Origin of the sequence: Streptomyces sp. NPDC048278 (assembly GCF_040652195.1) — a bacterium.
Classification (GTDB): Bacteria; Actinomycetota; Actinomycetes; order Streptomycetales; family Streptomycetaceae; genus Streptomyces.
In genome coordinates this window covers 14,765-34,770 of record NZ_JBEZLP010000050.1, presented here as the reverse complement: position 1 = coordinate 34,770, position 20,006 = coordinate 14,765, and the positions used below count along the sequence as shown (strand labels likewise).

23 protein-coding genes are annotated in these 20,006 nt (G+C 70.7%); 17 read left to right on the top strand and 6 right to left on the bottom strand.

Going from position 1 to position 20,006, the window contains the following annotated elements:
- Positions 1 to 232 precede the first annotated feature (232 nt).
- On the top strand, positions 233 to 1,480 hold the full coding sequence (locus AB0D74_RS46095) for a glycosyltransferase family 39 protein (protein ID WP_362601047.1): 1,248 nt from the start codon (positions 233 to 235) through the stop codon (positions 1,478 to 1,480).
- A gap of 57 nt (positions 1,481 to 1,537) precedes the next feature.
- Here AB0D74_RS46095 and AB0D74_RS46090 read toward each other — a convergent pair whose 3' ends face one another.
- The 3 genes from AB0D74_RS46090 to AB0D74_RS46080 all read right to left on the bottom strand — a co-directional run bounded on the left by AB0D74_RS46090 (position 1,538) and on the right by AB0D74_RS46080 (position 2,806).
- Positions 1,538 to 1,732, bottom strand: coding sequence for a hypothetical protein (locus AB0D74_RS46090; RefSeq protein ID WP_362601044.1), 195 nt, complete (start codon positions 1,730 to 1,732; stop codon positions 1,538 to 1,540).
- On the bottom strand, positions 1,729 to 2,346 hold the full coding sequence (locus AB0D74_RS46085) for a hypothetical protein (RefSeq protein ID WP_362601119.1): 618 nt from the start codon (positions 2,344 to 2,346) through the stop codon (positions 1,729 to 1,731). The genes AB0D74_RS46090 and AB0D74_RS46085 overlap by 4 nt, the downstream gene beginning before the upstream one ends.
- Positions 2,347 to 2,458: 112 nt before the next feature.
- A complete protein-coding gene (locus tag AB0D74_RS46080; RefSeq protein WP_362601042.1) occupies positions 2,459 to 2,806 on the bottom strand; it encodes a WhiB family transcriptional regulator in 348 nt (115 codons plus the stop codon).
- 268 nt (positions 2,807 to 3,074) lie between these two features.
- Here AB0D74_RS46080 and AB0D74_RS46075 point away from each other — a divergent pair, with 268 nt between their 5' ends.
- Positions 3,075 to 3,527, top strand: coding sequence for a helix-turn-helix transcriptional regulator (locus AB0D74_RS46075; protein ID WP_362601038.1), 453 nt, complete (start codon positions 3,075 to 3,077; stop codon positions 3,525 to 3,527).
- A 181-nt stretch (positions 3,528 to 3,708) separates the two neighbouring features.
- On the opposite strand, the gene AB0D74_RS46070 is transcribed toward AB0D74_RS46075, so the two are convergent.
- On the bottom strand, positions 3,709 to 4,614 hold the full coding sequence (locus AB0D74_RS46070) for a hypothetical protein (RefSeq protein ID WP_362601035.1): 906 nt from the start codon (positions 4,612 to 4,614) through the stop codon (positions 3,709 to 3,711).
- Between the two features lie 290 nt (positions 4,615 to 4,904).
- Between AB0D74_RS46070 and AB0D74_RS46065 the strand changes: the two genes are divergently transcribed.
- The 7 genes from AB0D74_RS46065 to AB0D74_RS46035 all read left to right on the top strand — a co-directional run bounded on the left by AB0D74_RS46065 (position 4,905) and on the right by AB0D74_RS46035 (position 8,691).
- Positions 4,905 to 5,102, top strand: a complete 198-nt coding sequence (locus AB0D74_RS46065) for a hypothetical protein (protein WP_362601032.1) — start codon at positions 4,905 to 4,907, stop codon at positions 5,100 to 5,102.
- A gap of 458 nt (positions 5,103 to 5,560) precedes the next feature.
- Positions 5,561 to 5,968, top strand: coding sequence for a hypothetical protein (locus AB0D74_RS46060; protein WP_362601029.1), 408 nt, complete (start codon positions 5,561 to 5,563; stop codon positions 5,966 to 5,968).
- A 155-nt stretch (positions 5,969 to 6,123) separates the two neighbouring features.
- Entirely contained in the window at positions 6,124 to 6,702 is a 579-nt protein-coding gene (locus AB0D74_RS46055) for a phage tail protein (protein ID WP_362601026.1), read from the top strand.
- A 122-nt stretch (positions 6,703 to 6,824) separates the two neighbouring features.
- Positions 6,825 to 7,112 (top strand): hypothetical protein, encoded by a 288-nt coding sequence (locus AB0D74_RS46050; RefSeq protein WP_362601023.1) that lies wholly within the window; start codon positions 6,825 to 6,827, stop codon positions 7,110 to 7,112.
- Between the two features lie 65 nt (positions 7,113 to 7,177).
- Positions 7,178 to 7,522, top strand: a complete 345-nt coding sequence (locus tag AB0D74_RS46045) for a hypothetical protein (protein WP_362601020.1) — start codon at positions 7,178 to 7,180, stop codon at positions 7,520 to 7,522.
- Between the two features lie 41 nt (positions 7,523 to 7,563).
- Positions 7,564 to 8,214 (top strand): hypothetical protein, encoded by a 651-nt coding sequence (locus AB0D74_RS46040; RefSeq protein WP_362601017.1) that lies wholly within the window; start codon positions 7,564 to 7,566, stop codon positions 8,212 to 8,214.
- Between the two features lie 117 nt (positions 8,215 to 8,331).
- On the top strand, positions 8,332 to 8,691 hold the full coding sequence (locus tag AB0D74_RS46035; protein WP_362601013.1) for a hypothetical protein: 360 nt from the start codon (positions 8,332 to 8,334) through the stop codon (positions 8,689 to 8,691).
- A 21-nt stretch (positions 8,692 to 8,712) separates the two neighbouring features.
- Here AB0D74_RS46035 and AB0D74_RS46030 read toward each other — a convergent pair whose 3' ends face one another.
- Positions 8,713 to 9,123, bottom strand: coding sequence for a hypothetical protein (locus AB0D74_RS46030; RefSeq protein ID WP_362601010.1), 411 nt, complete (start codon positions 9,121 to 9,123; stop codon positions 8,713 to 8,715).
- Positions 9,124 to 9,185: 62 nt separating this feature from the next.
- Here AB0D74_RS46030 and AB0D74_RS46025 point away from each other — a divergent pair, with 62 nt between their 5' ends.
- From AB0D74_RS46025 to AB0D74_RS45990, 8 genes are all read left to right on the top strand, one after another.
- Positions 9,186 to 9,797 (top strand): hypothetical protein, encoded by a 612-nt coding sequence (locus AB0D74_RS46025; protein WP_362601007.1) that lies wholly within the window; start codon positions 9,186 to 9,188, stop codon positions 9,795 to 9,797.
- A 33-nt stretch (positions 9,798 to 9,830) separates the two neighbouring features.
- On the top strand, positions 9,831 to 10,928 hold the full coding sequence (locus AB0D74_RS46020) for a hypothetical protein (protein ID WP_362601005.1): 1,098 nt from the start codon (positions 9,831 to 9,833) through the stop codon (positions 10,926 to 10,928).
- Between the two features lie 91 nt (positions 10,929 to 11,019).
- A complete protein-coding gene (locus AB0D74_RS46015; RefSeq protein WP_362601002.1) occupies positions 11,020 to 11,859 on the top strand; it encodes a hypothetical protein in 840 nt (279 codons plus the stop codon).
- The gene (locus AB0D74_RS46010) at positions 11,846 to 14,209 is read left to right on the top strand and encodes a hypothetical protein (RefSeq protein WP_362601000.1); all 2,364 of its coding nucleotides are present in this window, start codon (positions 11,846 to 11,848) and stop codon (positions 14,207 to 14,209) included. The genes AB0D74_RS46015 and AB0D74_RS46010 overlap by 14 nt, the downstream gene beginning before the upstream one ends.
- Positions 14,202 to 14,492: a hypothetical protein gene (locus AB0D74_RS46005; RefSeq protein ID WP_362600998.1), complete on the top strand. Its 291-nt coding sequence runs from the start codon at positions 14,202 to 14,204 to the stop codon at positions 14,490 to 14,492. The genes AB0D74_RS46010 and AB0D74_RS46005 overlap by 8 nt, the downstream gene beginning before the upstream one ends.
- 94 nt (positions 14,493 to 14,586) lie before the next feature.
- Entirely contained in the window at positions 14,587 to 15,462 is an 876-nt protein-coding gene (locus tag AB0D74_RS46000) for a peptidoglycan-binding protein (RefSeq protein ID WP_362600995.1), read from the top strand.
- 3 nt (positions 15,463 to 15,465) lie between these two features.
- Complete coding sequence (locus tag AB0D74_RS45995) at positions 15,466 to 15,693, top strand: hypothetical protein (protein WP_362600992.1); 228 nt, start codon at positions 15,466 to 15,468, stop codon at positions 15,691 to 15,693.
- Positions 15,680 to 15,943 carry a hypothetical protein gene (locus AB0D74_RS45990; RefSeq protein ID WP_362600989.1) on the top strand — a complete coding sequence of 88 codons (264 nt, stop codon included), beginning with the start codon at positions 15,680 to 15,682 and terminating at the stop codon, positions 15,941 to 15,943. Before AB0D74_RS45995 ends, AB0D74_RS45990 begins: the two co-directional genes overlap by 14 nt.
- 77 nt (positions 15,944 to 16,020) lie before the next feature.
- Here AB0D74_RS45990 and AB0D74_RS45985 read toward each other — a convergent pair whose 3' ends face one another.
- Complete coding sequence (locus AB0D74_RS45985) at positions 16,021 to 19,920, bottom strand: DNA-directed RNA polymerase subunit beta' (RefSeq protein WP_362600986.1); 3,900 nt, start codon at positions 19,918 to 19,920, stop codon at positions 16,021 to 16,023.
- Positions 19,921 to 20,006 lie beyond the last annotated feature (86 nt).

Sequence of the window (20,006 nt, the reverse complement as noted above, 5' to 3'; positions counted from 1 at the left end):
GAGACGCCTTCCGATATACCACGGAGACGAACGACACGCGAACGGAGAGCGGCGCGAGCTGCCCCCGATCGGATTCACAGCTGTGCGACGCTGATCAGATCTTCTGATCGCCGGGCTCCTGCAACGCGCCCCCTGGGGGCGCGGGGAACTGCGCGACCAGCCACGACGGACCCGCAGCCGCCCGACGACCACGCACGGCACTGCGCACGGCGTTCTTCAGGGGGATTCACGCATGAGCACAGCTCAGAGCGACACCGCGACCACGGCCGAGCCGGCGCCGCGACTCCGCCTCCCCCCGGCCGCCCGCCCCTACCTCCCGCCCCTCGCCCTGTACGGCGCCGCCAAGCTCACCGGCCTCCTCGTCTTCGCCTGGCTGCTGACGTCCGCCGGTGACTACCGCACCAAGGACCCCCGCTTCGGCGGCGGCGCCCACTGGTGGGACGTCCTGTCCACCTGGGACGGCTGGTGGTACCTCCAGGTCGCGCAGAAGGGCTACCACCCGCAGCCCCTCCAGCCCCTCGCCCCGGGCGGCCAGTTCAGCGCCGAGCAGAACTCGGTCGCGTTCTTCCCCCTGTACCCGGGCCTGGTCCGGGCCGTCTCGGAAGTCACCGGCCTCGGCCTGTTCGGGGCGGCGATCCTCGTCTCGGTCCTGTGTTCCTTCGTCGCGGCGGCCGGCATCTACGCGGTGGTCTCGCTGCTCGCCGGCGCCCGGGCCGGCACCATCGCGGCCGGCCTGTGGGCGGTGGCCCCCGCCGCCGGCGTCGAGTGGGCGGTCTACACGGAGTCCCTGTTCGTGGCGATCGCCGCCTGGACCTGCCACGCGGTGCTGAAACGCCGCTGGGTGACGGCGGGCCTGCTCGCCTTCCTGTCCGGCCTGAGCCGTCCCACCGCGGCCGTGCTGATCGGCGCGGTCGGCCTGGCGGCGCTGGTGACGCTGGGGCGCCGGGACAGCCGACAGGAGCAGGGCGTCGCGGCCCCGCTGTACGCGGCGGTCGCCGCACCCCTCGGCCTGCTCACCTACATCGCCTGGGTCGGCTGGTCGATGGGCGACCCGGGCGCGTACTTCTCGCTCCAGCGCGAGGCCTGGGCCCACTACTTCGACTTCGGTGCCTACACCCTGGACGTACTGCGGAACGTGGCGGTGGGGCACGGCGACTACCTCTTCGCCTACTCGGTCCCGGACCTGATCGCCGTGCAGGTGGTGGTGGCGCTGCCGTTCCTCGTCGCGCTCCTGCTGCGGAAACGGCCGCCCCTTGTGCTGACGGCGTACACCCTCGCCTCGATCGTGACGATCCTCGGCACCCAGCAGATGTTCGGCAACACCCCGCGCTACCTGCTCCCCGTCTTCCCGCTGCTGCTGGCTCCGGCGGCGGCGATGGCGCGGCTGAGGTGGCCGAGCCTGCTGGTGTTCTTCTCGACGGCCGCGGTGGCGTCGGGGTGGTACGGGCACTATGTGATCTTCGAGCTGGGGATCCCGTAGGCCGGGCGAGCTGCCCGGCCTACGGGATCCCCTACCGGATGTCCGCCACGGGCTCCGCTACGGGCGGCGGGCGGCCGTGCGTTCCGCCGCGAAGACGTCCTCCAGGCGGAACAGCGCGGCCCGGCCCGCCTTGCCGGCGGCCGTGAGGTGGCCGAGCTGGACCCATTTGCGGATGGTCGCCGGGGCGACGCCGGCCTCCTGGGCGGCGAGGGGCCCGGGAATGAGGGTGGGTGAACCCTGGGTCGCCTTCACCGGTGGCTCCACTCCCCCTCGTCCCAGGTATGCCGGTAGGCCGGGTCGTCGTGGCAGCCGCAGTCGGGGTCCGTGCACCGGCAGGCCGGGTTGACACAGAGGACGGCGGCGCGGTCCGGGAAGGCGCGCAGCGAGACGGAGTCGCACCAGGGGCAGCGCCCGGAGACCCGGACGACGGTCTCGGTGTCCCCCAGGGCGCGGGCGCAGCGCCGGGCCATCCGCCGGATCTCGTCCCGGACGTGGGCGGCGAGGACGGGGTCGGCGGCGATGCCGTCGAGGAGCCCGGCGATCCGGCGCAGCCGCTCGGGCACCGAGGCGCGGCGGACCCGCGGCAGCCCGAGCCGGTCCCGCACCGCCTCCTCCAGCTCCACGACCCCGTCGGTGATGTCGCGGATGGTGTCGGAGATGTGCAGCCGCAGCGGCGCGGCGCCGTGACCGGGGGCGACGAGTCCGTGGGCCTGCTGGAGCAGCAGCGCCTCGGCGCGCTCCTCCCGGAGCCGGTCGGCGAGGTCGGCGGGGGGCGGGGCGGGCACGGCCCGGTGGGCCCCGGCGGAGCCACGCCCGGGAGCGAGCTCGACGGCCAGCTCGGGGAACTGCCGGAGGAGCAGGCCGATCCAGAGGGCTGCGTTGTCGGCGGCGTTGTCGGCCGTGTTGTCGGCGGCGTTGTCGGCGGCGCGGTCTCCGGAGGGTGGGCGGGCAGGGGTCGTACGACGGTCGGGCAGACGGTCAGGCAACGGAGCCTCCGCGGCGCAGCGCGCCCTGGACGACCGGGCTCCGCACGGCCGGGTTCCGCATGGCCGGGCTCCGCATGGCCGGGAGGAGGTGCGCGGGGATCTCCACGGGACGCCCGCGGCGCCACAGCCGGCCGCCGCAGACACCGTCGAACCAGTTGGCGGCGGGGGCGACGGCCTCCTCGCAGTCGCGCCGGACCGGGCAGCGGGCGCAGGCCCGCAGGGCGGGTGCGGCCTCCTTGACCTTCTTCGAGAAGACGACCCGGGGCGGGAGCCCGGCGCAGGCGGCTGTGGCCTGCCAGGCGGGTGGTGGGCATGAGCTGCCGGTGACGGTGACGGTCATGGGGCCTCCCAAGGTGGCTCCGGTGGGGCTGGTGTGAGGCGAGCGCCGTCCAGACTTACAGATTGCGCGCGCGCTCGCAACAAATATGCCAGCGACCCTTTCGGGAGATCACGGGAAGACCGCGACCACTCGGGCGCCGCGCGAACGCCGGACGACGCCAAATCCCCCCGTATTGCACAGATTTTCCTCAGTGCTTGCACGAGAGCACGTAATTCCGTGCGCGCAAGCAAGCTAAACTTGCTGCCCTCCACAGGAAGCGAGCCCTCACATGACCAGCCAGGATCTGGACGCGTTCGCCGCGTGGGTCGAAGACCTGATGCGCGACCGCGGCTATGACATCGACAGTCCACGCGGCGGCGGCAAGTCGCGGATAGCGGACGAGGCGGGGGTGCACCGGGCCGCCGTGACCCGCCTGCTGCAGCGCCAGAGCATGCCGGACCTGGAGACCACACGCCGGCTCGCCCGCGTCCTGGGCGTCCAGGTCCGCGAGATGCTCATCCGCTCCGGCCGCCTGACGGCGGAGGAACTGGCGGACCCGCACGACTACTTGACCTCCCCGGCGGCGAGCGCGGAGTTCGCCCGCCGGCCGACGCTGGAGGAGGTGGCGGACCTGCTCGGGGTGCCGGCCGACCGACGGGAGATGTTCGTGCGGGTGGTGGAACAGTTCCTGCCCAACGACGCACACGACCAGCCGGTGGACGCGACGACGACCGCGGACTGAGCCCCCGCTTCACACCCCGCTTCCTTCTCCGGACGCGCCATCGACGACACCCGTGGGCCGACGGGTGTTTCTTCACGGGGGTGGCGCAGCCCGTCCCGCCGAGACCGAACCAATGCCCCCACCCGCTCTGCCGGCCGGCCCCTCCGAGCGGCCCCTTCCTACCGGACGCCGCCCGCCCCGCTCACTCGTCCCGGCGCCGGCCCGAGCCCCGCTCCTCCAACTCGTCGGCGAGGGCTCTGGCCCTGTCGGAGAGCCGGATACCGGGCGCATCCGCGGACTCCTGCTGATCCCGCTCCCCGGCGCCGTCCGCCCGACGCCCCTTGTCCCGGCCGCCGCCCGGAGCATCGCGCTTCAGCGGAGGCACACTGGGCCGCCCGTTCCGCCGCACGACCGAACGCCGTTCGGCCGCGGGTACCACGCGCTTGTCGCGCACCTCGCGCGCGGACGGCAGACCGTCCGCTCCGGGCCCGGCATCCGTACGGGCGTCGGCGTCACCCGCCTCAGCGATGTCAGCCGCGTCGGCGGCTCCGTGGGCACCCCCGTCCCAGGGCCTCGCGTCCGCGACGGACCGCTCCCGCTCCCCGCGCTGCTCTACCCGCGTCAATTCGGACGGCGGCTGCAGGAGTTGGAGATAGGGCAACGGAATGACCTCGCCTCCGTACTCCCGCTCCCGCTCGCCCCGCTCGCTCTCCGGTCGTCGGGCGCGGCGCGGCTGCCGCCCGGTCCGGGCATCCTCCTGCCCCTGTACATAGGCGGCGGTGATCCGCTGTTCGTACGCCCGCCGTACGGCCGGAAGCCGCTCGTCGACCACATCGGCCCAGCCGGCGCTGTAGGCGGCCATCTCGCGCCGGTCGAGCTCGGCGCGCGGAAGGATCACCAGGTCCCGGGGCCCGTAGTCGAGGCTCAGGACCAGCTCGGAGACACGAGCGATCAGATGTGGCAGATCGGGGGCCTGTTCGAGCCAGTCGATCACGTGCCGTTGCCGCGCGTTACCTGCGTCCGCGTCCCCGTCCACCCCATAGGCCTTGCTCTCGTCCCTGCCCCATCGCGCCCCCCGCGCGAGGACGGCCGCCCTGTGGCCGTCCACCGTCGTATGACAGGCCCTCAGGTCCGTTGTCAGGCCGCACCGTTCACCTTCGATTCACCGACGGGAGAACGGCCGGATCCTACTCCACGGATCTGACACAACATCCACTGCGCTCCTGCATCGCCGCAGGTCCAGACCGGTCAGTAACGGAGAGTGAAACAAATCGACTTCGGCAAACACGGAGCGACACCATGAGATTACTCGTACACTAGTTCGAACAGGCGCTCGAACGCGTCCGTCGCGCACATCTGCACCACCAGCCCAGCGGACAGACCGGAAAGCAGGCCGACATGGCGACTGGCACGAGCAACTTCCCGCATCAGCCGATCGACACCTACACCCGCCTCGCCCACCTCCTGCACTTCCCCGCGCCCGACCGCGAGGCACTGCTCGACCGGCTGTACGAGGAACTGCTCACCCGCGAGTCGAAGGCCTACGCGGCCGGCTGGACGGACGCGCTGACGGAGGCCCGCCGAGCCCGTCGCTGATGCGCGGCCCGCACGAGGACCACGCGCCGCACCGCCCCCGCCCCACCCCGCTAGACACCGGCCCCCGCCCCGCTCGGCGCGGCCCCCCGCCCCGCGACACCACCTCGACCAGCCGCAGCACCCTCCCGCCGCCAGCCGACGGGCCGCTGCCGACCGGCGGTCGGACCGCCCCCGCGTCGACCACAGCCGCCCGCCCCGGACGCGGCGCGGGCCGCGAGCCCCCGCGCCTCGGGCACGGACGCACAGCTCCCCGGCGACGGGCCCGGCACAGAGTCCCCCGCGCCCCGCACGAACGGCGCCCGGCCTCGGAAATCCCCTACTTGTTGCGTGCGCGCTCGCAACGTGTCACAGTTGGTGCAGCGGCGGAGCTGTGCCCACGACGGGACGGCAGCCCGCCGCAGCCCCCTGGGCACACCCATCGACACACCAGGTATCCCTCCGCGAAGGGAGGTCACCCCGTGGCCGATCCGACGGTCACCTTCCCCGATGTCGAGCGACTCGTCGTCGACTTCCTGACCGACCGCACCGAACTCGCCGCCGCCACCGTGGACAACGTCCCGCCGAGTGGATTCGACGGCACCCAGCAGGTCGTCCTGGTCTCCCGCGCCGGCGGGGCCTGGATCGACGACCAGCACCTTGACCAGCCCCTGGTCGACTTCGAGGTCTACGGCCCCGACAAGACCACCGCGCACACCCTGGCCCTGCTCGTCCGCTCCGCCGTCCTCGCGCTGCGTGGGACGGCGTACGGCACCGCGCACGTCACGGAGGTGGTCGAGGCCGACGGCCCGCGCTGGCTGCCGGACTGGAACCGCTCGGCGGCGAACCGCTACTACGCGACGGTGCGGCTGCACGTCCGCCCCGCCTGAGCCACCGGTTCGAAGGCCCTTCCCAGCGGGCCGGATCCGGCCCGCTCCCCCGAACAGGCCCCGCCGGCAGGACCGTACGGCGGGGCCTTCGCCATGCCCCGGCACGGCACAGCGTCGCAACGACGCGACAACCAACCCACTCAAAGGAGTTACGCATGGCAGGCAGCAACGCCAACGAGATCCGCGTCGCCGGTACCGGCCGCATCCTGGTCGCCCCGGTCGGCACGACCGCGCCGACCGATGTCAGCACCGCGTGGGCCGCCGGCTGGAAGGACCTCGGCTACACCTCCCAGGACGGCATCAAGCTGGCGAAGAAGGACAAGCTCGACCCGGTCGAGACCTGGCAGTCGGTCTCCCCGGCCCGGTTCATCTACTCGGACCGCGACCTGACCGTGAAGTTCCAGCTGCTCCAGCTGAACGAGGACACGCTGCCGTTCTTCATGGGCGGTGACGCGGTGGCGGAGACCGCCGCCAACTCCGGGATCTACAAGTACGACCTGTCGGCCGACCCGAAGTTCAACGAGAAGGCCCTCGGCATCGAGTTCTCCGACGGCACCGACGTCACGTACCGCTTCGTCGTCGCCCGGGGCCAGGTCACCGAGACCGAGGAGCTGTCGCTGACCCGCACGGCCTCCATCAAGCTCGGCGTCACCTTCACCGCACTGGCCGTCGACAACACCAAGCCGCTGGCGACCTTCCTGATGAAGGACCCGTCGTACTCGACCGCCTCCTGAACCATCCCCTCCCCCACGGGCGGGCCGAGGCCTCCCCACCTCGGCCCGCCCGCCCCACCCGCCCCACCCGCCCCGACCGCCCCGACCGCCCCGACCGCCTTCCACCGCACAGGAGTCGCCCCATGCCCTTCGACGTCAGCGCCGCCCGTGCCCAGCGCCAGGAGGCGCTCGGCCGGACCTGGTCCTTCACCGTCGACGGTGACACCTTCACCCTCCCGACCGAGCTCACCCGCAGGACGGCCCGCGCCCTGCGGGAGCTCGACGACAACGACGTGGACGGCCTGCTGCAGGTGCTGCTGGGCGACGCCCAGTTCACCCGCTTCGACCGCCTCGACGTCACCATGCAGGACATCGCCGCCGTCCTGGAGGCGTACGGCAAGGAGACCGGGCTCGGCCTGGGGGAAGGCTGAGCCTCGGCGAGTTCGTCGACGAGCACGCCGAGGCGCTGGAGGCGGACCTGCTCCGCCACTACGGCGTGGACCTGCTCGACTGGCATCGCGGCCGGCTCTCCGCCCGCCGGCTCGCGGTGCTGGTCAGCCATCTGCCACGCGACAGCGCGACCCAGCGCGAACTGCACGGAGAGGCGGCCGACTGGTCGGTCACGGACCACCTGCTCGCCGCCGTCGTCGACCAACTCGCCGAGGCGAACTGGATGTTCGCCACCGTCAACCGGGACGAGGACGCGGAACCGCTGGAGTACCCCAAGCCGGTCCCACGGCCGCGGTCGGAGCGGGCCCTTCCCGAACCCGGCCCCGAGGCCACCGCCGCCGCCGAGGTCCGCAACCCCAGCCCCGCCGAACTGGCCCAGTTCTTCAACTGACCGCCGGCATACCGAGATCGCCATCGCAGGAGTGATGCACGATGACCCTCACCACCCCGCTCAGCAGCCTCCCGTACCCCCAGCCCACCGACACCGCGAATCTCCCGCTGCACCTCCAGTCCCTCGCCGAGGGCATCGACAGCCGGACGATCCTGCGCTACTCGACGGCCGCCGACCGGGACACGTACGTCACGACTCCGGTGGCCGGAATGGTCGCCTGGCTGTCCACCCCCGGCACCCTCAGCTACTACACGGGCTCGGCATGGATCGCGCTCGGCGCCTGGAACACGTACACGCCGACCTGGACGGCCACCACCACCAACCCGTCCATCGGCGACGGCACGCTGACCGGCAAGTACGCGGTGGTGGGCAAGGTCTGCCACTTCACGACGCTGGTCACCTTCGGGGCGGCGACGACGTACGGCAGCGGCAACTACAGCTTCGGCCTGCCGGTCACGGCGGGGGCGCTCGGCGGGCTGCCGCAGTTCCAGGGAGTGGCGGCGGTCGCCGGAGGCCGCGCGCTGATCTCGTGCCAGCCCGGAGCGACCACCGGCGCGACGGCGTACACCCTCTGGGGCCCGGCCTCCGCGTCGAGCTCCGCCGCCACCCAGCTCGGCAGCGGCGGAGTGCTCGGTACGGCCTACGTGAGCGGCAACGTCATCCGCATCGGCGGGACGTACGAAGTGGCCTGAACCGCCCCTGTTTTCGCCCTCCGGCTCACAGGTGCGCGGAGTATCCTTCCACACCCCGTACATCTGTTCGATTTAAGGTGTCCGGGGATCCGGACGGCACGGAGTGACGGGGGCCTCATGGCAAGGGACGAAGACACGGCACAGGAACAGTGCGACACCGAGGCGACCGCGGAACTGCGGCACGTACTGGCAGCCCACTTCAAAGGCCGCCCCCTGCCGCCGGACCTCGTGATCACCACGCGCACGGAAATCGAACAGCGGGAGTTCAGGGCGTACGGCAAGGGCTGGCGGGACCGCGGCGAACACGACGAGCGCCGGCGAGCGGAGGCAACGGGAGGAACGGAGGCAACCGGGGCGACGGGGGCAACCGGGGCCAAGATCCGCCGCCCCTCCCCCACCGAAGCGACGGTCCTCCCCTTTCCGCACCCCTCCGGACCCACCTCGGCCCGCCCGCACCCGAATGACGAACGGCGCTGAGGACGCCGAGGAGCCCATGGATCAGTACGTCAGCACGTAGAGCACGAGAATCGGCACGATCGTCGCTTCCACGGCCAGCAGCCACCCCAGCGAGTGCCACGCTTCGGAACGCGAATCGAGCTCCGCCCGAGTACGGACGCGTCGCCACGGCGAGGCAGGGTCGTACACGAGAAGGGTCTCCTCGCCGGGCGTGCCCAGGCTCCTGGTGCGGAGCGGCGACTTGTACATCACTTCCCGGCCCGATTCCGTCACGAATTCGAAGCTGGTCGAGTAACTGTCCTCGGAGACGAAGACGTTTCTACAGCAGCCGACGACCTCTTTCCCTACGCGCCTCAGCCGTCGCTCGACCCACAACGGAATCAAGCCGAACCAAAAAATAAAGGGTATTGGAAAGACGGCCAAGCCGACCAGAACCCACCCCAATGTGTCCACTGGAGGAGTGTGCCACACCCCGACACCGGGCTACAAGCAAAGCAACCGCATGGGAGACAGGCATGGCAGCCACACCGGCGAAAAGCGGAAATGACAGCGTCGGGTACTTCTGGACGAAGGACGAAGCGGACAAAGTAAAGCACAAGCTCAACGGCTTGAGCACTTCGGTCGACATGCTGAAGGTGTCCGCCGGGTTCGCAGCCGTCGGCTTCACACCGCTCAAGATCGACGGAGCCTTCTTCAAGGTGGACGAGAAGGGGATCACGATCGGCGGGCGCCAGAGGTACACCTGGCCCTACACGCGTGACGCAAAAGAAAAACTGGAGCAGAAGCTCACCAGAACGGGCGAGAAGGCGGAAAAGGCCTACGGCGAGGCGGAGCGCGCGGTGGGCATGGCCAAACGCCTGCAGGGTCAGTCGGGCGGCGCGAACTGGGCAGCCGCAACGGAGACCAAGAACGCGGAGAAGGCCAAGAAGGAACTCGACAGGACATTCACCCAGATGAAGAAGACCGACCAGGCCATCAAGGAGATGGAGGAGGAAGCCGGAGAAAAGAAGAAGCTCATCGAAAAGCAGAGTGAAGCCACCGCGAAGACGCTCGCGACAATGGATTCGAGAATTTCCAGCCTGCAGACGAAAATGCGCGAACTGGCAGCCGTGGCGGCCGGTAGCTGATGCACCCCAGCGGGACAGTACCCGGGAGTTTCCATGAGTATTCAGTCATCCTTCGACAAGGCGACGCAGAGCATCGTCCGGTTCCGTGACGCGGTGAGCAGGACATCCTCTGCACTGCCCCGTATGCAGCAGGAGTCCCAGCGGGCCGGTTCCGCGGTCGGCGGGCTGGCGAGGACCGCCAACAACAGCACATCGCTCAACAAGTTCAAGACCGGCTCCGACCAGCTCTCCACCTCTCTCACCAGGCTCAGGACCTCCGCCACCCAGAGCGGCGGCGGGCTGGACAAGGTCAAGTCCGGGGCCGGCGGTGCCGACGGCGGACTCGGCAAGGCCCGCACCGGCACCGACAGGCTCAAGTCGTCCTTCGACAAGCTCAGGTCGGCCGCCAAGGGCGCCCACGGTGAGCTGAAGAACGTCAAGGGCCAGGCCGACGCCGTGGAGACCTCCGTCGGCCGGGCCGCGAAGAACGCCGAGACCGGCGGCAAGTCGATGGGCAGCCTCGGCAAGGGCCTCAAGGGCGCCTCCCTCGCCCAGAAGGGGCTCAATCTCGCCATGTCGGCGAGCCCCTTCGGCCTGGTGATGACGCTGCTGACCCCGCTCATCGCCCAGTTCGTCAACATGGACAAGATCACGGCCCTGCTGCAGAAGGGTGTCTCGTACGCCATGAAGCACATCGGCACGGCGGTCGGCAGCCTGGCGAAGAACGCCGGTCCGCTGCTCAGGGGGCTCGGCAACGCCATGCTCGCCCCGATGACCGGCCTCGCCACCGCCCTGAACGGCCTGCTCGGCGCGCTCGCCGGCATCCACATCTCCATCCCCGACTGGGTCCCGAAGTTCGGCGGTCGCTCCTTCGGCTTCCCCCGCCTGAGCGTCCCCGTCCCCCACCTCGCCACCGGCGGCATCGTCACCGCCCGCAGCGGCGGCACCCTCGCCCTGCTCGGCGAGGCCGGCGAGAACGAGGCGGTCATCCCGCTGTCCAAGCTGGAGCGCATGCTCGGCCACGGCGGCGGCCTGCGCACCCTCACCGCGGCCGTGGAGAAGCTCGCCGAGCGCCCGGTCGTCGTCCAGGTCGACTCCCAGGAGATCGCCCGCGCGGTGTTCCTCGGCCGGCGCCAGCTCGCCCGCCGGTAGGGCCAGTCGAACCAGGAGTCCCCGCACGCACGCCGACGGCCGGCCCGTCGGCTTTTTTCATGCCCTCCGCCAGGAACCTTCAGGAGTCCCCATGGGAAACCTCTGGATCGGCCGCCCCGGCTCCATGACCGAGATCGACCAGGCAGCCAAGTCCTTCGACCGCAGTGCCGACCTCGGCGTCAGCGAGTTCAAGTCGCTCGGCGGCCGGGTCACCGTCACCCGCAACCAGGCCCCCGTCCGCCGCCTCAAGCTGTCCTGGGACCTGCTCGCCCCGGCCCACGCCCGCGCCCTGGACCGCCTCGCCCGCCGGGTCGACGGCTCCGGGCCGGTGTACGTCTTCGACCCGGCCGCCGGCAACGTCCTCACCCCCGTCCAGGCCCTCGGCCGCGGCGTGTCCGGCGCCACCGACATCACCGGGCTCGCCCAGTGGTTCCGTACGACGTCCACAGGCACCGTCGCCGAGAGCACGACGGCCGCCGGAACCTTCGCCTTCACCGCCGCCGACACCACCAGCGCGGTGGCCTGGCGGTGCACCGCGACCGCCGGGACCTTCCCTGTCGCCCCCGGTCTCACCGTCTCCTTCCGCGCCCCGACCGCGATCGCCGCGCTCGGCACCACGGCCAAGGTCGGCATCGACTACAAGAAGGCCGACGGCACCGTCATCGGCTCGTCCACCGCCTACGGCCCGCTCGTCACCGGCACGGCCCCCGCGGACGCGGTCTACGCGACCCCGACCGCCACCCCCGGCGCCGCCGGCACCTACTCCCTCGCCGGAGCCTGCCTCACCTACGGCGGCACCGCCGAGGACGGCGTGCCCGGCGACGGCCTTCCCCCGCTGGCGGTCACCGGCTACAGCGACGCCCCCGGCCGCCCGCTGCCGTACCGGAACATCGGTCTCGACCTGGTGGAGGTGTCCGGTGCAGCAGGCTGACGCCACAACGACCGCCGCGCTCGCGGCCGGTGAGCGCACGACCGCCCACAGCACCCGGCTCGGCGGCACGGACGTCTCCACGCAGGTGCAGTCCTGGCAGCTGGAGCGGTCCTACGCCACCGATCTGCCGCCCGCGATGCGGGCCTTCGCGGGATCGTCCGCGGCCCAGCTCCAGCTCCAGGTGTCCGGCAGGAACGGCACCCCGGCGCCCACCCTGTACGCCCCCTGGGCCGACCGGACCACCGGGGACGTCGCCCGCCCGGGCCAGTCGGTGGTCCAGCGCGGCAGCGTGGGAAGCGGTGCCGCGCTGCCCGCCTTCCGGGGCACCGTCCGTGCCCGGTCCGCGCAGGCCGGCACGGACACCGTGCAGCTCACCGCACTGGACGGCGCCGAGCGGCTGCGCGGCCCTGCGCTGCTGCCGAAGCCGTACGCCGGATTCCGGCTGGGCCGCCCGGTGGCCACCGCGACCTGGTGCGTGGACGAGCTGCTGCGCCAGGCGGGCGTGTACTCCAGCCCGCCGCCCCGCTACCCGGACTTCGCCGAGGGCCAGCCGCTCACCCTCGTCCACGCCACCCTGCACGGCGGCTTCGCCACCCCGTACGGCCAGCCGGAGACCCTGCCCGAGGCGGACCAGTACACCTGGACGCGGGACAGTGCCCCGCACGCGATGGCCCTGCTGCCGCTGGTGACCGGCGTCACCGCGAGCTGGTTCCCGCGCTCCCGGGTCACGGTGCCGGGGAGCCGGCTGCTGCTGGAGGCCTGGGTCAATCCCGCGACCGGGCCGGGCGACACGGTCCGCATGGACCTGGTGCTCGACCGCACCGGCGGTGCGACCGGCACCCTGCGGCTCCAGGTGAACTTCGCGACCGGGCAGCTCACGGTCGGCTCGGGCACCACCGACGGCGCGTTCCTCAACGCCAACTGGAACAACATCACCTCCGTGCAGGCGCTCAAGGGCGTCTGGCACATCGGTGTCTTCATCGACACCGTCACCACGGGCACCACCGTCTACCCGACCGTGCAGCCCCGGCTGACCGGCCCGGACGGGACGGTGTTCATCGGGTCGCTGTACACGATCACCAACGACTACGGGATCCAGCCGGCCTCCGAACTGCGCGAGCTGAAACTCGTCACCGACCTCGCCGTCGAGGGCATCCAGCTCACCAGCGGGCTCACCGGCATGCCCAATGCGTCGGTCTTCGACCAGTCGGGCACGTGGACGAAAGCCGTCGAACTGGACGACGCGGTGCTGCCGTTGTACTCGGTGCCGCGGGTGTCCGGTTCGCAGTGGGAGGTCGTCGGACAGATCGCCAAGGCGAGCATGTCGACCGCCGAGTTCGACGAGCGGGGCGTCTTCCGCTGGCGCAACCACACCCGCTTCGCCACCGCACCGACCGCCGCGGACCTCACCCTCACCTCGGTACGGGACATCGCCTCGCTCACCCTCACCGAGGAGATCGACGCCTGCCGCAACTACGTCAGCCAGCCGGCCAAGATCTGGGAGGACTTCGGCGTCGACTCGGGCACGACGTACTCCGACACCGTCGTGCGGACGGTCCCGGCGAACGGCACGCTGACGGTGTCGTACGTCATGGCGGACGAGGAGTTCGACATCGGCCCGCCGAGCACCGACGACGACTCGGTCACCACCGCCGGCAGCCAGGTGCGGTTCGCCACCACCAGGGCCGGCAGCACGGCGGTCAAGGGCGCGGTCGACGTCCTGACCCGCCGCGAGGACGGCTACCTGGTGGTCCGGTTCACCAACCGCACCGCCCAGGCCCTGTACACGGCGAAGAAGGACGGCACCGGGTCCGTCTACCTGGAGACGCTCAAGCCACGGGCGGATCCGGAGGACCGGTCGGCCGTCGCCTACGTGGCGGGGACGGCCAGCGAGCGGTTCTACGGCCGTCAGGAGCACACCGGCGACAGCACCGACTGGATCCAGGACCTGTCCTCCGCCCAGGCCATCGCCGACACGCTGTACGCCGCCGGGGCCTACCCGGTGCCGGTCATCGGGGACGTCGAGGTGCTGTACGACCCCCGGGTGCAGCTCGGGGACGTGATCAGGCTGACCGACGCCTCCGGCACCCTCCTGGACACCCTGGCCTGGGTGATCGGCATCAGTACGACGGCAGCAGCCGACGGCGGTGTGCAGCAGATCCTGACGCTGCGCGGCACCAGGCCCAACGGCACCCCCGCCGACAACGGGCTGACCCCCGACGCCCCCGCCGCCCCGCCCGTGGTGGTCCTGTCCACGTACGCGGCGGTCACCGCCGCCTTCCCGACCCTGTCCGCACTCACCGCCTCGGGCCTCACCTGGGGCGAGATCATGGAGTCCGCGTATGTCTGAGACGGCCGCCGATCCCGTCCCCGTCACCCTCGACGACGAGCAGCTCGCCCGGCTGGCGACCGCGGTCGCGGCCGGACTGGCCGAGTACCTGGCACCGGGGCCCCGGACAGCGGCGCCCACGGAGGTGACCGAGACCGTCACCGAACCGCCGGAGGACGGGGAACCGACCGACCCCGAAGCAGGCGACGGCGCGGACACCTCCGCTCCCACCGAGGAGGTCCCGCTGCCGGCGGACTCCGCGACGGAGACGGCGCCCACCGACCCCGCGTCCGCGGAGGAGTAGCCCTCCGCCCCGCCCCACCTCGCCCCGAGACCTCACCCCGAGCCGGTTCCGGCCGGGGTTTTCTCATGCCCGCATCCAGACCGGAAGGCACCCCATGGCCACACCCCTCTCCGCCGACGCCCTCCTGTCGGCCCTCGGAGCCGAAGGCGTCACCGTCGTCGAGCACGACGGCTGGCGCACCCACAACAGGGCCGGACACGGCGCCTGGGGCCCGGTGAACGGCGTGATCATCCACCACACCGTCACCTCCGGCACCGGCACCTCCGTCAGCATGTGCTTCAACGGCCGCTCCGACCTGCCCGGCCCGCTCTGCCACGGCGTCATCGCCAAGGACGGCACGGTCCACCTCGTCGGCAACGGCCGCGCCAACCACGCCGGCAGCGGCGACGGCGACGTCCTGAAGGCCGTCATCGCCGAGCGCCCCTCGCTGCCCGCGCCGAACCGGAACGACACCGACGGCAACGTCCACTTCTACGGCTTCGAGTGCGTCAACCTCGGCGACGGCAAGGACCCCTGGCCCGACGTCCAGCTGGACGCCATGGTCCGGGCGTCGGCCGCGCTGTGCCGGGCGCACGGCTGGAGCGCCCGGTCGGTCATCGGCCACAAGGAGTGGACGAACACGAAGATCGACCCGCGCGGTTTCGCCATGGCCGACTTCCGCAGCCGGGTCGCGGCCCGCCTCGCGACGCAGGCGCCCTCCCCCGGCACCCCCGCCCACCAGCCCTTCCCCGGTGCCCAGTGGTTCAGGAAGAACCCGAAGTCGGCGATCGTCACCGCGATGGGCAAGCGGCTGGTCGCGAGCGGCTGCTCGGCCTACGCGTCCGGCCCCGGCCCCCAGTGGACCGACGCCGACCGGGCGTCGTACGCGAAGTGGCAGCGCAGGCTCGGCTACACCGGCTCCTCGGCCGACGGCTGGCCCGGGGCGAAGTCCTGGTCTGCGCTCCAGGTCCCCTACGTGAAGGAGGTCTGACCCGTGACGGAACCGACCCGGCGCACCCTGCGCACCGTCGTGCAGACGGCCGTCGGCCTGTGCGTCCTGCTGCCGGCGGTCGTCGACGCCGCCGGCGTCCCGGACACCCTGCCCTGGGCCGCCGGCGCGCTCGCCGTCGCCGCCGCGGTCACCCGGGTGATGGCCGTGCCCGCCGTACAGGCGCTGCTGCCCTCGTGGCTGCGGTCGGGGGGAGCCGATGACCGACCCTGATCCGAACGACCCGATCACCGTCGCCCTGGAACTGGAGCGGCTGCGGGGCACGCTGGAGGCCGGGTTCGCCCGCGTCGACGGCGCGCTCGCGCTCCTCGTCCAGCGCAGCGACCAGACCGACAGGCAGCTCGCCGACCACGAGCAGCGGCTGGACGCCCTGGAACGGACCCGGTGGCCGCTGGCGAGCATCGGCGCGCTGGCCGCCGTGTCGGCGGTGGTCGTGACGGCGCTGGAGATCACCGCGCGCTGAGACAACGCCGAAGGGCGGTCACCCCGTACGAAACGGGGTGACCGCCCTTCAGGACTTCAGGACTTCAGGAACAACTACTACTGGTTGTACGGACCGTAGTCGTAGTCCTCCAGCGGAACGGCCTGGCCGGAGCCCGTGCCGAACGGCGAGTAGTCGATGTCGTCGTAGCCGACGGCCGAGTACATCGCGGCCTTCGCCTCCTCGGTCGGCTCGACCCGGATGTTGCGGTAGCGGGACAGACCCGTACCGGCCGGGATGAGCTTACCGATGATGACGTTCTCCTTCAGACCGATGAGGCTGTCGGACTTGGCGTTGATCGCCGCGTCCGTCAGGACTCGGGTCGTCTCCTGGAAGGAGGCCGCGGACAGCCACGACTCCGTCGCCAGCGACGCCTTCGTGATACCCATCAGCTGCGGACGGCCGGAGGCCGGGTGACCGCCCTCCTGGACCACACGACGGTTCTCGTGCTCGAACTTCGAGCGCTCGACCAGCTCGCCGGGCAGCAGCTCGGCGTCGCCGGACTCGATGATCGTCACGCGGCGCAGCATCTGCCGGATGATGATCTCGATGTGCTTGTCGTGGATCGACACACCCTGCGAGTTGTACACCTTCTGGACCTCGCCGACCAGGTGGACCTGGACGGCACGCTGACCCAGGATGCGCAGCACGTCGTGCGGGTTGGTGGCACCCACGGTGAGCTTCTGGCCCACCTCGACGTGCTCGCCCTCGCTGACCAGGAGACGGGCACGCTTGGAGATGGGGTAGGCCATCTCGTCGCTGCCGTCGTCCGGGGTGACGACGATCTTCTTGGTCTTCTCGGTCTCCTCGATCCGCACGCGGCCCTGGGCCTCGGAGATCGGGGCGACACCCTTCGGGGTACGGGCCTCGAAGAGCTCGACGACACGCGGCAGACCCTGGGTGATGTCGTCACCGGCCACACCACCGGTGTGGAAGGTACGCATCGTCAGCTGGGTACCGGGCTCACCGATGGACTGGGCGGCGATGATGCCGACCGCCTCACCGATGTCGACCAGCTTGCCGGTGGCCAGCGAGCGGCCGTAGCACATGGCGCAGGTGCCGACGGCGGACTCGCAGGTCAGGACCGAGCGGGTCTTGACCTCGGAGACGCCACGGGCGACCAGCTCGTCGATGAGCACGTCACCGAGGTCGGTGTTGGCCGGGGCCAGCACCACGCCGTCGACGACGATGTCCTCGGCCAGCGCACGGGCGTACACGCTGGTCTCGACGTTGTCCGCCTTGCGCAGCACGCCGTCCGCGCCGACCTCGGCGATGTGCAGCTTGAGGCCGCGCTCGGTGCCGCAGTCCTCCTCGCGGATGATGACGTCCTGCGAGACGTCCACCAGACGACGGGTCAGGTAACCCGAGTCGGCGGTACGCAGGGCGGTGTCGGCCAGACCCTTACGGGCACCGTGCGTGGAGATGAAGTACTCAAGGACGGACAGGCCCTCACGGAAGGACGCCTTGATCGGACGCGGGATGGTCTCGTTCTTGGCGTTCGACACCAGACCACGCATACCGGCGATCTGCCGCATCTGCATCATGTTTCCTCGGGCACCCGAGTCAACCATCATGAAGATGGGGTTCGTCTTGGGGAAGTTCTCGTTCATCGCCTCGGCGACCTCGTTGGTCGCCTTGGTCCAGATCGCGATGAGCTCCTGAGTGCGCTCTTCCTTGGTGATCAGACCGCGCTCGTACTGCTTCTGGACCTTCTCGTCCTGGGCCTCGTAGCCGGCGACGATCGCCTTCTTGGCCTCGGGGACGACGACGTCGGAGATGGCCACGGTGACACCGGAGCGGGTGCCCCAGTAGAAGCCGGCCGCCTTCAGGTTGTCGAGCGTCGCCGCCACGATGACCTTGGGGTAGCGCTCCGCCAGGTCGTTGACGATCTCGCCGAGCTGCTTCTTGCCCACCGAGTAGTCGACGAACGGGTAGTCCTCGGGCAGCAGCTCGTTGAAGAGCGCGCGGCCCAGGGTGGTGCGCAGCCGGAAGGTGTCACCGGTCTGGTACTCCGGCTCGCCCTCCTCGACGGCCGGCGGGGTCCAGCCGCGCGGCGGGATGGTGCCCACCGGGAAGCGGATGTCGATCGCCGACTGCAGGGCCAGCTCGCCGGCGTCGAACGCCATGGTCGCCTCGGCCGTGGAGCCGAACGCACGGCCCTCGCCCTTGGTGTCACGGAGTTCGCCGTCGGTGGTGAGGAAGAACAGACCGAGGACCATGTCCTGGGTCGGCATCGTCACCGGACGGCCGTCGGCGGGCTTGAGGATGTTGTTCGAGGACAGCATCAGGATGCGGGCCTCGGCCTGCGCCTCCGCGGACAGCGGCAGGTGCACGGCCATCTGGTCACCGTCGAAGTCCGCGTTGAACGCGGTGCAGACGAGCGGGTGGATCTGGATGGCCTTGCCCTCGACCAGCTGCGGCTCGAAGGCCTGGATGCCGAGGCGGTGCAGGGTGGGCGCACGGTTCAGCAGCACCGGGTGCTCGGCGATGACCTCTTCGAGGACGTCGTACACGACGGTACGGCCGCGCTCCACCATGCGCTTGGCGGACTTGATGTTCTGCGCGTGGTTCAGGTCGACCAGGCGCTTCATCACGAACGGCTTGAAGAGCTCCAGCGCCATGGCCTTGGGCAGACCGCACTGGTGCAGCTTCAGCTGCGGGCCGACGACGATGACGGAACGCGCCGAGTAGTCGACTCGCTTGCCGAGCAGGTTCTGACGGAAACGACCCTGCTTGCCCTTGAGCATGTCGCTCAGGGACTTCAGCGGGCGGTTGCCGGGACCGGTGACCGGGCGACCACGACGACCGTTGTCGAAGAGGGCGTCCACGGCCTCCTGGAGCATGCGCTTCTCGTTGTTCACGATGATCTCGGGCGCACCGAGGTCGAGAAGCCGCTTCAGGCGGTTGTTGCGGTTGATGACACGGCGGTACAGGTCGTTCAGGTCGGAGGTCGCGAAGCGGCCACCGTCCAGCTGCACCATCGGGCGGAGGTCCGGCGGGATGACCGGCACGCAGTCGAGCACCATGCCCTTGGGGCTGTTGCTGGTCTGCAGGAACGCGGAGACGACCTTGAGGCGCTTGAGCGCACGGGTCTTCTTCTGGCCCTTGCCGGTGCGGATGATCTCGCGGAGCTTCTCGGCCTCCTCGTCGAGGTCGAAGGACTCCAGGCGCTTCTGCAGCGCCGCGGCACCCATCGAGCCGTCGAAGTACGTGCCGAAGCGGTCACGCAGCTCGCGGTAGAGGAGCTCGTCGCCCTCCAGGTCCTGGACCTTGAGGTTCTTGAAGCGGGTCCACACCTCGTCGAGGCGGTCGATCTCGCGCTGCGAACGGTCGCGCAGCTGCTTCATCTCACGCTCGGCACCCTCGCGCACCTTGCGGCGCACGTCGGCCTTGGCGCCCTCGGCCTCCAGCTCGGCCAGGTCGCTTTCCAGCTTCTTGGCGCGGGCCTCCAGGTCGGCGTCCCGGCGGTTCTCGACCTGCTGGCGCTCCACGGAGACGTGCGCCTCCAGGGAGGGCAGGTCGCGGGTGCGGCGCTCCTCGTCGACGAACGTGATCATGTACGCCGCGAAGTAGATGACCTTCTCGAGGTCCTTGGGAGCCAGGTCGAGCAGGTAGCCCAGCCGGCTCGGGACACCCTTGAAGTACCAGATGTGCGTGACGGGCGCGGCCAGCTCGATGTGGCCCATCCGCTCACGGCGCACCTTGGCGCGGGTCACCTCGACGCCGCAGCGCTCACAGATGATGCCCTTGAAGCGGACGCGCTTGTACTTGCCGCAGTAGCACTCCCAGTCCCGGGTGGGGCCGAAGATCTTCTCGCAGAAGAGCCCGTCCTTTTCCGGCTTGAGGGTGCGGTAGTTGATCGTCTCGGGCTTCTTGACCTCGCCGTGGCTCCACTGACGGATGTCGTCCGCGGTGGCCAGGCCGATCCGGAGCTCGTCGAAGAAGTTGACGTCGAGCACTATGCGTCAATCCCTCTCAGGGTTGTGAGTCTTCAGGTCTGAAACGGGGGCCTGGGGGTCGGCGGGCCCTGATGGCTCAGGGCCCG